Below are 12,741 nucleotides of genomic sequence, written 5' to 3'. Positions count from 1 at the left end.
TGGAAAAAATAAATAAACCTTTTTGATACCTTGCCGTTATTAGACACAACAGCAAGGATGTCGGTTTTGATCATGGATGATCATGTTATTCCCGCGAGGACTTAGTAATAAAAGGAAAAGATTTGTATCCAAGGAAGGAAATAAATATTAGCAATGATCATCAATACCATCGATAAATAAGTGGCTGCCATACCTGAACGGCGCCAGCGAAGTTCACGGTGTTTTAATCCATAAGAGTGTAAAAAGCGACCTGCGATTAAAATTGAGCCACAGATGTGCACCATCCAAACAAAAGCACCATTCATTTCCATGACCAGTAATAAGATCATGGAAATCGGAATATATTCTACCGCATTGCCGTGAACACGGATGGCTGTTTGTAATTCATAAAAGCCACCATCGCCATAAGCAACCCGATATTGTGTTCTGAGTTTTACGACATTGAGGGACAATTTAATCAATAATAGTGCGCCCAGTACGATGTAAAGCGAGCTAACCATCTTTTCTCCATTGCCAAAGCCAAAAAACGGCGAATTTAATGATAAACCTCAAAGCGACTTCTGTCGCTATAAATAATTATTATTAATTAATTGTTTGGGGATTAGCAAATCCTTGAAAAGATGTATCATATAAACTAGGTCTATACTCTTATCTCCAGGAAGAATTTTCGTTATAATGTCTGCCTTTTTTTGACACTGCTCGAAAAAGACTATTGCCAAAATTTCCGCAGCAGAAAGCACAACAAGCTGAGTAAAAGGATATTGTATGCGTACTAATTATTGTGGGCAGTTGAATAGCGCCCATGTGGGCCAAAAAGTGACTCTTTGTGGTTGGGTTAACCGTCGCCGTGACTTAGGTGGACTTATCTTTATTGATATGCGAGATCGCGAAGGTATTGTTCAAGTCTTCTTTGACCCAGAGCAGAAAGAGGCATTTTCTCAGGCTTCAGAACTGCGTAATGAATTTTGTATTCAAGTCACAGGAACAGTACGCGCTCGTCCTGATAGCCAAGTTAATAAAAATATGGCAACAGGTGAAATTGAGTTAGCGGCAGAATCTCTGTCTATTTTTAACCGTTCAGAGCCATTACCGTTAGATAGCAATCAAACAAATACCGAAGAGCGTCGTTTAACATATCGTTATTTAGACCTGCGTCGCCCTGAAATGTCAGATCGCTTAAAAACCCGTGCTAAAATCACAAGCTTTGTTCGCCGTTTTATGGATGGTGAAGGTTTCCTTGATGTTGAAACCCCTATGCTGACTAAAGCGACACCAGAAGGTGCGCGTGACTATTTAGTGCCAAGTCGTGTACATAAAGGTAAATTCTACGCATTACCTCAATCACCACAGCTTTTTAAACAGCTGTTAATGATGTCTGGCTTTGATCGTTACTATCAAATCGTAAAATGCTTCCGCGATGAAGACTTACGTGCTGACCGTCAGCCTGAATTTACCCAGATCGATGTTGAAACCTCTTTCATGAGTGCAGATCAAGTGCGCGAAGTGATGGAGCGTATGATCCATGCATTATGGTTAGATATTCTTAATGTCGATTTAGGTGCGTTCCCAGTAATGACTTTTGCTGAAGCAATGCGTCGTTATGGTTCAGACAAACCAGATTTACGTAACCCAATGGAACTTAAAGACATCGCTGATTTAGTCAAAGATGTTGAGTTTAGCGTATTTGCACAAGCTGCCAACGATGAAAAATGCCGAGTTATCGCATTGCGTGTACCGGGTGGTGCAGCATTAACTCGTAAAAATATTGACGAATATACACAGTTTGTTGGTATTTACGGCGCTAAAGGTCTTGCGTGGATGAAAGTCAACGAAAGCGCGAAAGGCATTGAAGGTGTACAAAGCCCTATCGCTAAATTCCTGACTAACGATGTTGTTAACGCTATTTTGGAAACAACTGGCGCAACAGATGGCGATTTAATCTTCTTTGGTGCGGGTCGTAAAGGCACAATGAGTGATGCGATGGGCGCTCTGCGTCTAAAAGTCGGTCGTGATCTTGAACTGACTGATTTAAATGCATGGAAACCATTGTGGGTCATCGACTTCCCAATGTTTGAAGAAGATGAAGAAACTGGTAGCTTAAGTGCGATGCACCATCCATTTACTTCACCAAAAGACTTATCACCAGCTGAATTGACTGCACATCCGGTAGGTGCTGTGGCAAATGCTTATGATATGGTGATTAATGGTTATGAAGTGGGTGGCGGTTCAGTGCGTATTCACCGTAATGAAATGCAGCAAGCGGTATTTAGCATTTTAGGTATTACACCGAATGAGCAACAAGAGAAATTTGGTTTCTTATTAGATGCACTTAAATTTGGTACTCCACCACATGCAGGTTTAGCATTTGGTTTAGACCGTTTAGTGATGTTGTTGACAGGTACTGATAACATCCGTGATGTTATTGCTTTCCCTAAAACAACAGCCGCTGCGTGTTTAATGACTAATGCACCAAGCTTTGCTAATGAAGATTCTTTAAAAGAGTTAGCGATTGCAGTCACTCAAAAAGAAGTTAGCGAAGATAAAGAGTAAATGATGAAATATAAGCGCCCGATATCCGTTTTAGTTGTTATTTATGCAAAAAAGACCAAACGGGTGCTTATGCTAAAGCGTCGAGATGATCCTGATTTCTGGCAATCTGTGACTGGCAGTTTAGAAGAGGGTGAAACGCCTTTTCAAACGGCGTTGCGCGAAGTGCAAGAAGAAGTTGGAATTGATATCATAAAAGAAAATCTTGAGCTGGTGGATTGCCATCGCTCAATTCTTTTTGAAATTTTTGCACATTTTCGGCATCGTTATGCACCAGATGTTACTCATTGTCAGGAACATTGGTTTACGTTAGCACTGCCCGCAGAGCGAGATATTGTGCTAACTGAGCATTCGCAATACCAATGGTTAGACGCGTCACTGGCGGCAAAATTAACAAAATCCGCCAGTAATCAGCAAGCGATTGAAGAATTTGTTATTTAATGATTAGACCACGTTTGGAGATATTTCATGGCAGGTCATAGTAAATGGGCCAATACAAAACACCGTAAAGCAGCGCAAGATGCGAAACGCGGTAAAATTTTCACTAAAATCATCCGTGAACTAGTTACAGCAGCACGTTTAGGTGGTGGTGATCCTGCAACTAACCCGCGTTTACGTGCGGCAGTTGATAAAGCATTATCGAACAACATGACTCGTGACACCTTAAATCGTGCAATTGCACGAGGTGTGGGTAATGATGAAAACGATAATATGGAAACCATCATTTATGAAGGCTATGGCCCAGCAGGTACTGCTGTGATGGTTGAATGCTTAAGTGATAATCGTAACCGTACTGTTTCCGATGTTCGCCATGCATTTACCAAAACAGGTGGTAACTTAGGAACTGATGGTTCTGTATCTTATCTGTTTACCAAAAAAGGTGTAATTTCATACGCACCAGGTGTTGATGAAGATGCCGTTATGGAAGCTGCGTTAGAAGCAGGTGCTGACGACGTTGAAACCTTTGATGATGGCGCTATTGATGTTTACACTACACCAGAATCTTTTGGTGAAGTAAAAGATGCAATGGATGCAGCAGGTTTTGTTGCTGAATCAGCAGAAGTTTCAATGATCCCATCGACTAAAGCTGAATTAGATATTGAAACAGCACCAAAATTAATGCGTCTTATCGATATGTTAGAAGACAGTGATGACGTGCAAGAAGTATATCACAACGGTGATATCTCAGACGAAGTTGCAAAACAACTGGAAGATATCCTGTAATCGTTCTAACGATTATCGAAAATAACGGTGTTTAACGCTGTTATTAAAAGTGCGAAGAGAAGAGCAGAGCAGATTTTTTTGCTCTTTTCTCTCGCCATCGACCATATCGGCAACAGGAATTGATATGGCTATCATTCTAGGTATAGACCCCGGTTCGCGTGTTACAGGCTATGGCGTAATTCGACAGCAAGGGCGTCAACTTATCTATTTGGGAAGCGGTTGTATTCGTACACAAGTTCCCGATCTCCCCAATCGACTTAAGCGCATTTATGCTGGTGTTAGCGAAATTATTACTCAGTTTTCGCCGGATGTGTTTGCCGTTGAACAAGTGTTTATGGCTAAAAATGCTGACTCCGCATTAAAACTGGGGCAAGCGCGAGGTGTAGCGATACTCGCAGCCGTAAACAATGATTTACCTGTTTTTGAATATGCGGCTCGCCAAGTTAAACAAACCGTTGTGGGTACGGGTGCCGCTGAAAAAAGCCAAGTACAACATATGGTGCGCTCAATACTAAAACTATCTGCGGCACCACAATCAGATGCTGCTGATGCTTTGGCGATTGCTATCACGCATTGTCATTTTAACCAAAATTTATTACGTGTGGGTGATCCTCGATTAGTGTTAACACGAGGTCGGTTAAGATAAGTTGTTATCTTGGTAAATGTCTTTGGTTTTTTACAGGCTGGATATACGTCCAGCTTTTTTTATGTTATAAACTTGACGTAATTATATTTGCGGAGGCGTTAGGGTGATAGGTCGTATCAGAGGAATTATTCTTGAAAAACAGCCACCAGTGGTGCTGATCGAGGCAGGTAATGGTGTGGGTTATGAAATCAATATGCCAATGACCTGTTTTTATGAATTGCCTGATATTGGTCAAGAAGCCATTATCTACACGCAATTTATCGTACGTGAAGATGCTCAATTACTTTATGGTTTTAACCAAAAACAAGAGCGCGCACTCTTTCGTGAATTAATTAAAGTGAATGGTGTAGGGCCTAAACTCGCATTAGCCATTCTATCTGGCATGTCTGCTCGCCAATTTGTAACCGCGATTGAAAATGAATCTATCACTTCACTAGTGAAATTACCGGGTGTAGGTAAGAAAACAGCTGAGCGTTTAGTTGTTGAAATGAAAGATCGCTTTAAAGGTCTTAATGGTGATTTATTCGAAAATAGTGATATTGAATTACCAGAAAGTACTTCACCTAAAGCACCAAAAGCGGCAGATATTGAAGCCGAAGCCTCTGCTGCATTAATCGCACTAGGCTATAAACCACAAGAAGCTGCAAAAATGATCAGCAAAGTGGCAAAACTGGGTACAGATAGCGAGACGCTTATCAAAGAAGCGTTGCGCGCGGCTATTTAGGAGTAACACATTGTGATTGAAGCAGATCGCCTGATTTCAGCAGAAATTCAACAACCTGAAGAAGAAATTATTGATAGGGCGATACGTCCTAAATCTCTTGCCGAATATGTTGGGCAACCGCAAGTTCGTGAACAAATGGAGATTTTTATTCAGGCGGCTAAATTGCGTCATGATGCGCTCGATCATTTGCTTATCTTTGGACCTCCTGGATTAGGTAAAACCACATTGGCAAATATCATTGCTAATGAAATGGGGGTTAATTTACGCACGACATCAGGTCCTGTGCTTGAAAAAGCGGGTGATCTAGCTGCAATGCTAACTAATCTTGAGCCTCACGACGTATTATTTATTGATGAAATTCATCGTCTTTCACCCGTTGTTGAAGAAATTCTTTATCCAGCAATGGAAGATTATCAACTTGATATCATGATTGGTGAAGGGCCTGCGGCTCGTTCAATTAAAATTGACCTACCTCCATTTACCTTAGTGGGTGCAACCACAAGAGCGGGCTCTTTAACATCGCCATTGCGTGACCGTTTTGGTATTGTTCAACGTCTTGAGTTTTATAATGTTGACGATCTTCAACATATTGTTTCTCGTAGTGCCAGTTTTATGGGATTAGAGATGACAGACGAAGGTGCTCGTCAAATTGCGATGCGTTCACGAGGCACACCGCGTATTACTAACCGATTATTGCGCCGTGTGAGAGACTTTGCCCAAGTAAAGGGTAATGGTGCCATTGATGAAGAGATTGCTTCTAAAGCGCTTGATATGTTGAATGTGGATGCGGCAGGCTTTGATTATTTAGATCGTAAACTCCTTTTTGCCATCATTGATAAATTTATGGGTGGCCCCGTAGGATTAGATAACCTTGCAGCAGCTATTGGTGAAGAGCGTGAAACCATAGAAGATGTATTAGAGCCTTATTTAATTCAGCAAGGTTTTATTCAGCGCACACCACGAGGCCGTGTTGCCACTAATCATGCCTATCGTCATTTTAATCGAATTATGGAAGATTAATTTCTTATCATCATTAGAAAATAGATAAAAAATACCCCTCGGTGAAATAATTAACAACGAGGGGTATTTTTTTATCCAAACTTAATTTGTTATCTTACTGTTTAGTAGGTGAAAATAAACTCAAGATAAATAGGCAACTCGCTGCTAAAACTACAGACGGGCCAGCTGGAGTGTCATAGAAAGCTGAGAAGGTTAAACCGCCTGTAATGGCTAACATACCAACCGCGATTGCAATCAGAGCCATTTGTTCTGGAGAACGAGCAAAACGACGTGCTGTTGCAGCAGGGATGATCAGTAACGAGGTAATGATCAGCGCACCGACAAACTTCATGGCTAAACCAATGGTTAATGCGGTGATCATCATTAGCTTTAAGCGTTCTCGTTGAATATTCACACCATCAACAAATGCCATATCTTGATTAATTGTCATGGAAAGTAGTGGACGCCATGAGCGAATAATCACAAATAAAACAATCACAACACCAATAAAAATACTGATAACGTCTTGATAGTTTACAGACAGCAAATCACCAAACAGATAAGCCATTAAATCAACACGTACATTCGACATTAAACTAACAACCACAAGCCCTAAAGAAAGCGCACTGTGTGCCATGATCCCTAAAAGAGTATCAACAGAAAGTTGAGGTTTTAATTCTAACCAGACCAACAAAATAGCGAGGAGAAGCGTGACTGCAATCACAGCATAAAAAGGCTCGATGTTAAACAGCAAACCAAAAGCAACACCAAGTAGTGAGGCGTGAGCTAAAGTATCACCAAAATAAGACATACGACGCCAAACGACAAAAGAGCCCAAAGGGCCCGCCGCCATTGCTAAGAGCATACCGGCAATCCAACCCGGTAACAGCAACTCAATCATGACGACACTCCTTACTATGCTGGTGATGATGACGATAAATACCAAGTTGTTCAGCACCACGGCTTCCAAACATGGCAATAAATTCAGGGTGAGAAGAAACAACGTCAGGTGTACCCGAACAGCAAATATGACCATTTAAACAGAGGACTTCGTCTGTTTTTGCCATCACAAGATGAAGATCATGAGAAACCATCAATATGGCACAACCTAATTCATGACGAAGCTGATTAATTAAATCATAAAGTGCTAATTGACCATTAACATCAACACCTTGAGTGGGTTCATCTAAAACTAAAAGTTGGGGCTGATTAAGCAACGCTCTTGCTAACAATACACGTTGAGACTCACCACCAGAAAGTTTCTGCATAGGTTGATCGATTAATTTAGCCGCATTAACGCGTTCTAAAGCAGGGAGAATATCTTTATCATGAACACCCGGTTTTAGTGTCATAAACCGTTTAACGGTGAGTGGCATTGTGGGATCAAGATAAAGTTTTTGTGGTACATAGCCCACTCGTAGCGCGTTTTGACGCTCAACTTTTCCTGAGGTTGGATTTAATAAACCAAGAACTAAACGGATAACCGTAGATTTACCTGCACCATTAGGGCCAAGTAAAGTAAGAATACGGCCTGCTTTTAGATCAAAAGAGATATCTTTTAAAATTTCTCTTTCACCAAAAGAAACACAAACCGATTTTAAACAAATCAAGTCAGACATAAAATTAGCACTTGCAGAATCATTGAAACGTTATAATATAACATCTCCAATGATGATTCACGAGAATTCTTCCTATGTTACATAAAAACAACAAATTTGCGCATCGTTTTTTATTGAAATCATTTTTAGCGACAGCGATGATAAGCTCATTCAGTGCTTCGGTGCAGGCTGATGTTGTCGTTTCCATCAAACCACTAGGATTTATTGCTGCGGCTATCGCTGATGGAGTAACACCAACGGAGGTTTTATTACCAGATGGGGCATCTCCACACGATTATGCATTAAAACCCTCTGATTTGAAAAAAATTACTTCCGCAGACCTGATGGTATGGGTGGGGCCTGATATGGAAGTATTTTTAGATAAGCCATTAAACAGACTTACTGACAATCATAAGTTGGCTTTAGCGGAAACTGACGAAATAAAGTCACTTTTATTGAAAGATGATGATGACAATGTGCATAAACATGAGGAAAATCACGAACATCATTCTCACGGTGATTATAATATGCACATCTGGTTATCACCAGAAATTGCGTTGTCGTCTGCAAAACAGATCCACCAAAGGTTAATTACACTCTATCCAGATAAAAAAGAACTTCTGGACGTAAACCTAGGTAAATTCAGCGAACAACTCAAGCAAACTGATAAGAATCTTGTTAATATTCTGTCGCCTGTGAGAAATAAGGGTTATTTTGTCTTTCATGATGCTTATGGCTACTTCGAAAAACATTATAATTTAAAGCCGTTAGGTCATTTTACGATCAACCCTGAAATACAGCCAGGTGCGCAGAAATTACATCAAATACGAACACAGTTGGTTGAGCAAAAAGCAACCTGCATTTTTGCTGAGCCACAATTTAGGCCGACAGTAATAGAAACAGTGGCGAAAGGCACTGGGGTTAAAATGGGTGTATTAGACCCCCTAGGAAGTGGGATTGCTCTAACTCAAGAGAGCTATGTAAAATTCCTTACCCAACTAGCTAACCAATATGCGAGCTGCCTGAATGAAACACAATAAGGAATTAAGAGCGTGCAGCAGAAGAAATCCATTGCACAGGTATATTTAAGTTTACCACTCCCACATAAGATCATGCTTGGTTCGTTAACTGCAGCAACCTTGGCCGTCGCAATTTGGCGGCCTGTGGTACTTCAAAATGAGCAAAGCCGAGAAGTTCCAGTCAGCATTCAAATGCCTCTTGCCAATCAAGGCGAAAATACCGATGACATTATCACTGATAGTAGTGATCAGCTTACCAATGAAGGATTAGTTGATACTGATGATGGCACTGATACAAGCACTGCGGTTGCGCAAGTTCCCCATACTTATATTGTTTCTAGTGGCGATTCATTAAGTTCAATTCTGACTCAGTTTGGTATTGATTCTGCGGATATCGCGACTATCTCTAATCAAAATAAAGATCTTAGAAACCTCAAAATAGGGCAACCTATTAGCTGGGAACTTGATGATAATGGATTGCTTCAAGAATTAAGCTGGGGTGTTTCTCGTCGCGAAACTCGCGTTTATACCCGTACCGAAACGGGTTTTAAAGAAACAAAAGAGTTTCAAAAAGGTGAATGGAAGAACAGTGTAACCACAGGTGTTATTCGTGGGAGTTTTTCTGTCAGTGCAACAAATGCAGGTTTAACCAATGCTGAAGCACGCGCCGTTACCAAAGCATTACAGTGGCAAGTGGACTTTAAAAAATTACAAAGTGGTGACCAATTTGCGGCACTATTTTCTCGTGAAGTGCTTGATGGGCGTACCGAGCAAAGTGAGCTAGTTGGTGTCCGTTTACGTAGTGCGGGTAAAGATTATTATGCGTTCCTTGCTGAAGATGGTCGTTTCTACGATAGCCAAGCGGGTGGATTAGAACGTGGATTTATGCGTTTCCCAACTGTGAAGCAATTTAGAGTTTCCTCTCAATTTAACCCTCGTCGTATTAACCCTGTTACGGGGCGTTTAGCTGCACATAAAGGTGTTGATTTTGCGATGCCAGTAGGTACTCCAGTATTAGCAACAGGAGATGGTGAAGTTATTGTGGCTAAATACAGTGGTGCTGCAGGTAACTTTATCGCTATTCGTCATGGTAGCCAATACACAACACGTTATATGCACTTACGTCAATTATTGGTAAAACCAGGACAGCGTGTTAAGCGTGGCGATAGAATTGCGTTATCAGGAAATACAGGGCGTTCTACGGGGCCTCATTTACATTATGAAATGTGGATCAACCAACAAGCAGTCAATCCATTAACGGCAACATTGCCTCGCGCTGACGGTTTAACAGGTAAAGATAAACAAGAATATCTTGCTAAAGTAAAAGAGATTAAACCTCAGTTAGTGCTAGCCGATTGACAATAAACACGATTTTAAAGACATAAAAGCGGATGATTGATATCATCCGTTTTTGTTTTAATGTTTTTTACGCCTATTAGGGGTATCAATTCAGAGAATTATCTGATGAATAAAGAAAAAGATACAGATAGCAAAGCGGGTTATGTGCCCACTTTTCACCGTGCGTATTTGCATCCTCGTCATTGGGGAACTTGGCTAGGTGCAGGTGTATTAAGTGTATTGGCTTATATGCCAGTAAAATGGCGTGATCCCTTTCTTGCTTCTATTGGCCGTTTTGTTGGACGTAAAGCGAAAAGCGCAAGACGTCGTGCAGATATCAACTTGAGATACTGTTTTCCAACATGGAATAAAACGCAACGTGAAAATGTACTCGACAGTATGTTTGAAACTGCCCCCCAATCCTTTGTGATGTTAGCAGAGCTTTGTTTAAGAGGCCCTGAGCGTATATTAAAACGCACATCTTGGCAGGGGCTAGAAATTATTGAGCGTTTTAAAGCGCAAGGCCGTAATGTCATTTTTATGGTGCCTCATGGCTGGGCAGTTGATATCCCTGCAATGCTATTAGCATCAACAGGTCAGAAGATGGCCGCGATGTTTCACCACCAAAAAGATCCTGTTGCTGATTATTTATGGAATAAAGCACGTCATCATTTTGATGGTCGATTACATTCACGCGAAGCAGGTATTAAGCCTTTTATTTCTTCTGTGCGACAAGGTTACTGGGGCTATTATCTGCCCGACCAAGATCACGGTGCAGAGCATAGCCAATTTGTCGATTTTTTCGGTACTTATAAAGCGACATTACCCGCGATTGGGCGGTTAATGAAAGTATGCCGAGCTGCTATCGTACCGTTGTTCCCAGTGTATTGTCATAAAACACATCAGCTTAGTATTATTGTTCGTGAACCAATGGATGATATTGAAGATAAAGATGATGCGTACATTGCACGCAGAATGAATGAAGAGTTAGAAGCACTAGTGACACCAACGCCAGAGCAATATACGTGGATCTTAAAATTACTTAAGACACGTAAAGAGGGTGAAATAGAGCCTTATGCACGTGAGAATATCCTAGACTAGTTCTTGCACAAGAAATAACCAAATAAAAAATGGGCACTTAATAAAGTGCCCATTTTGTTATTAATATTTAAGACTCTGAGTTATTCAACAGTCAAAATACGGCATGTATTGGTGCTACCGACTGTGCCCATTTGGTCACCTTGAGTGACTAGCACTAAATCACCTGAAACTAAGAAACCTTTATCGCGCAAACGACCAATTGCTTCATTAGCAGCGGCAATACCGTCAGTGTGAGTACTGCAATAAACGGGGGTTACGCCACGATAAAGTGCAGTCTGATTCAATGTTTTCTCATGACGAGACATTGAGAAAATAGGTAAGCCTGTACTGATACGAGACATCATGCGTGCAGTACGACCTGATTCAGTCATCGCAATAATCGCATTAACGCCTTTCATATGGTTAGCTGCATACATTGTAGACATTGCAATGGCTTCTTCCACTGTATCAAACACCATATCTAAACGGTGCTTAGAAACATTGGCAGCTGGCATTTTCTCAGCACCTAAGCAGACTTGCGCCATTGAAGCGACTGTTTCTGCTGGATATTGTCCAGCAGCTGTTTCTGCTGAAAGCATAACAGCATCAGTACCATCCAATACGGCGTTAGCAACGTCCATTACTTCGGCACGAGTTGGCATTGGATTTGTTATCATGGACTCCATCATTTGAGTCGCAGTGATAACGACACGATTAAGCTGACGAGCACGACGAATTAATTTTTTCTGTACGCCAACCAACTCAGGATCACCAATTTCAACGCCTAAATCGCCACGAGCAACCATCACCACATCTGAAGCTAGAATGATTTCATCAATGATTTCATCATTAGCAACCGCTTCAGCTCGTTCTACTTTTGAAACAATTTGGCATTCACAGCCAGCATCACGGGCTAAACGGCGGGCAAGGTTAAGATCTTCGCCAGTTCTTGGGAATGAAACGGCAAGGTAATCAACACCAATTTTTGCAGCAGTGATGATATCTTGCTTATCTTTTTCTGTTAACGCATCAGCGGAGAGACCACCACCCAGTTTGTTAATCCCTTTATTGTTAGATAAAGGACCGCCCACAGTCACTTCAGTAAAGACTTTTAAACCATCCACTTTAAGGACTTTTAACTGAACGCGACCATCATCAAGAAGTAAAATATCGCCTGGAACCACATCGGCTGGTAAGCCTTTATAATCAATACCCACTTGATTTTGATTGCCTTCGCCTTTTTCTAGCGCCGCATCAAGCAAGAATTTATCACCGACATTCAGGAAAACTTTTCCGTCTTTAAAGGTAGATACACGGATTTTAGGGCCTTGTAAATCCCCGAGAATAGCAACATGGCGACCTAATCTTGCTGCAATTTCACGCGTACGATTAGCACGAGCAAGATGATCTTCCGCAGAACCATGAGAGAAATTTAATCGAACAACATTCGCGCCAGCAATAATAATTTTTTCTAAGTTATTATCACGATCTGTTGCTGGGCCTAAGGTGGTAACAATTTTTGTTCTTCTGAGCCGTCTGGACATGTATTACTCCGTTGACCTTGAA

The 12,741-nt window shown here is 41.2% G+C and carries 13 protein-coding genes; 9 read left to right on the top strand and 4 right to left on the bottom strand.

Annotated features, from left to right (window positions below):
• Positions 1 to 101: 101 nt before the first annotated feature.
• Positions 102 to 500, bottom strand: coding sequence for an MAPEG family protein (locus ACNARN_RS02055; protein WP_023582071.1), 399 nt, complete (start codon positions 498 to 500; stop codon positions 102 to 104).
• Between the two features lie 265 nt (positions 501 to 765).
• On the opposite strand from ACNARN_RS02055, the gene aspS reads away from it, so the two are divergent.
• The 6 genes from aspS to ruvB all read left to right on the top strand — a co-directional run bounded on the left by aspS (position 766) and on the right by ruvB (position 6,161).
• Positions 766 to 2,550, top strand: a complete 1,785-nt coding sequence (aspS, locus tag ACNARN_RS02050; protein WP_109372234.1) for an aspartate--tRNA ligase — start codon at positions 766 to 768, stop codon at positions 2,548 to 2,550.
• Between the two features lie 3 nt (positions 2,551 to 2,553).
• Positions 2,554 to 2,988, top strand: coding sequence for a dihydroneopterin triphosphate diphosphatase (gene nudB / locus ACNARN_RS02045; RefSeq protein WP_196532615.1), 435 nt, complete (start codon positions 2,554 to 2,556; stop codon positions 2,986 to 2,988).
• A 27-nt stretch (positions 2,989 to 3,015) separates the two neighbouring features.
• On the top strand, positions 3,016 to 3,771 hold the full coding sequence (locus ACNARN_RS02040) for a YebC/PmpR family DNA-binding transcriptional regulator (protein ID WP_023582074.1): 756 nt from the start codon (positions 3,016 to 3,018) through the stop codon (positions 3,769 to 3,771).
• Between the two features lie 124 nt (positions 3,772 to 3,895).
• Entirely contained in the window at positions 3,896 to 4,417 is a 522-nt protein-coding gene (gene ruvC, locus ACNARN_RS02035) for a crossover junction endodeoxyribonuclease RuvC (protein ID WP_006536599.1), read from the top strand.
• Between the two features lie 103 nt (positions 4,418 to 4,520).
• The gene (ruvA, locus tag ACNARN_RS02030; protein ID WP_075671063.1) at positions 4,521 to 5,141 is read left to right on the top strand and encodes a Holliday junction branch migration protein RuvA; all 621 of its coding nucleotides are present in this window, start codon (positions 4,521 to 4,523) and stop codon (positions 5,139 to 5,141) included.
• Positions 5,142 to 5,153: 12 nt separating this feature from the next.
• Positions 5,154 to 6,161, top strand: coding sequence for a Holliday junction branch migration DNA helicase RuvB (gene ruvB, locus ACNARN_RS02025; protein WP_099075472.1), 1,008 nt, complete (start codon positions 5,154 to 5,156; stop codon positions 6,159 to 6,161).
• Between the two features lie 94 nt (positions 6,162 to 6,255).
• Here the strand turns inward: ruvB and znuB are convergent, their stop codons facing one another.
• Together znuB and znuC are read right to left on the bottom strand one after the other, a co-directional pair.
• Complete coding sequence (znuB, locus tag ACNARN_RS02020; protein ID WP_196532616.1) at positions 6,256 to 7,041, bottom strand: zinc ABC transporter permease subunit ZnuB; 786 nt, start codon at positions 7,039 to 7,041, stop codon at positions 6,256 to 6,258.
• Positions 7,034 to 7,759 (bottom strand): zinc ABC transporter ATP-binding protein ZnuC, encoded by a 726-nt coding sequence (gene znuC, locus ACNARN_RS02015; protein ID WP_088495457.1) that lies wholly within the window; start codon positions 7,757 to 7,759, stop codon positions 7,034 to 7,036. The genes znuB and znuC overlap by 8 nt, the downstream gene beginning before the upstream one ends.
• Positions 7,760 to 7,833: 74 nt before the next feature.
• Here znuC and znuA point away from each other — a divergent pair, with 74 nt between their 5' ends.
• From znuA to lpxM, 3 genes are all read left to right on the top strand, one after another.
• Positions 7,834 to 8,778: a zinc ABC transporter substrate-binding protein ZnuA gene (gene znuA / locus ACNARN_RS02010; RefSeq protein ID WP_416304075.1), complete on the top strand. Its 945-nt coding sequence runs from the start codon at positions 7,834 to 7,836 to the stop codon at positions 8,776 to 8,778.
• A gap of 12 nt (positions 8,779 to 8,790) precedes the next feature.
• Complete coding sequence (mepM, locus tag ACNARN_RS02005) at positions 8,791 to 10,116, top strand: murein DD-endopeptidase MepM (protein WP_109372239.1); 1,326 nt, start codon at positions 8,791 to 8,793, stop codon at positions 10,114 to 10,116.
• A 105-nt stretch (positions 10,117 to 10,221) separates the two neighbouring features.
• Complete coding sequence (lpxM, locus tag ACNARN_RS02000) at positions 10,222 to 11,196, top strand: lauroyl-Kdo(2)-lipid IV(A) myristoyltransferase (RefSeq protein WP_198619994.1); 975 nt, start codon at positions 10,222 to 10,224, stop codon at positions 11,194 to 11,196.
• A gap of 80 nt (positions 11,197 to 11,276) precedes the next feature.
• Here lpxM and pyk read toward each other — a convergent pair whose 3' ends face one another.
• Entirely contained in the window at positions 11,277 to 12,719 is a 1,443-nt protein-coding gene (pyk, locus tag ACNARN_RS01995) for a pyruvate kinase (RefSeq protein ID WP_088495460.1), read from the bottom strand.
• Positions 12,720 to 12,741 lie beyond the last annotated feature (22 nt).

Origin of the sequence: Proteus sp. TSJ240517 (assembly GCF_047921575.1) — a bacterium.
In the GTDB taxonomy this organism is placed as follows: Bacteria; Pseudomonadota; Gammaproteobacteria; order Enterobacterales; family Enterobacteriaceae; genus Proteus.
The sequence above is the reverse complement of the archived record's forward strand: the minus strand, read 5'-3'. Positions and strand labels throughout refer to the sequence as shown.

Coding starts and splice junctions, on each gene's coding strand:
- ACNARN_RS02055 (WP_023582071.1), bottom strand. CDS start 500: ATGGTTAGCTCGCTTTACATCGTACTGGGCGCACTATTATTGATTAAA.
- aspS (WP_109372234.1), top strand. CDS start 766: ATGCGTACTAATTATTGTGGGCAGTTGAATAGCGCCCATGTGGGCCAA.
- nudB (WP_196532615.1), top strand. CDS start 2,554: ATGAAATATAAGCGCCCGATATCCGTTTTAGTTGTTATTTATGCAAAA.
- ACNARN_RS02040 (WP_023582074.1), top strand. CDS start 3,016: ATGGCAGGTCATAGTAAATGGGCCAATACAAAACACCGTAAAGCAGCG.
- ruvC (WP_006536599.1), top strand. CDS start 3,896: ATGGCTATCATTCTAGGTATAGACCCCGGTTCGCGTGTTACAGGCTAT.
- znuB (WP_196532616.1), bottom strand. CDS start 7,041: ATGATTGAGTTGCTGTTACCGGGTTGGATTGCCGGTATGCTCTTAGCA.
- znuC (WP_088495457.1), bottom strand. CDS start 7,759: ATGTCTGACTTGATTTGTTTAAAATCGGTTTGTGTTTCTTTTGGTGAA.
- znuA (WP_416304075.1), top strand. CDS start 7,834: ATGTTACATAAAAACAACAAATTTGCGCATCGTTTTTTATTGAAATCA.
- lpxM (WP_198619994.1), top strand. CDS start 10,222: ATGAATAAAGAAAAAGATACAGATAGCAAAGCGGGTTATGTGCCCACT.
- pyk (WP_088495460.1), bottom strand. CDS start 12,719: ATGTCCAGACGGCTCAGAAGAACAAAAATTGTTACCACCTTAGGCCCA.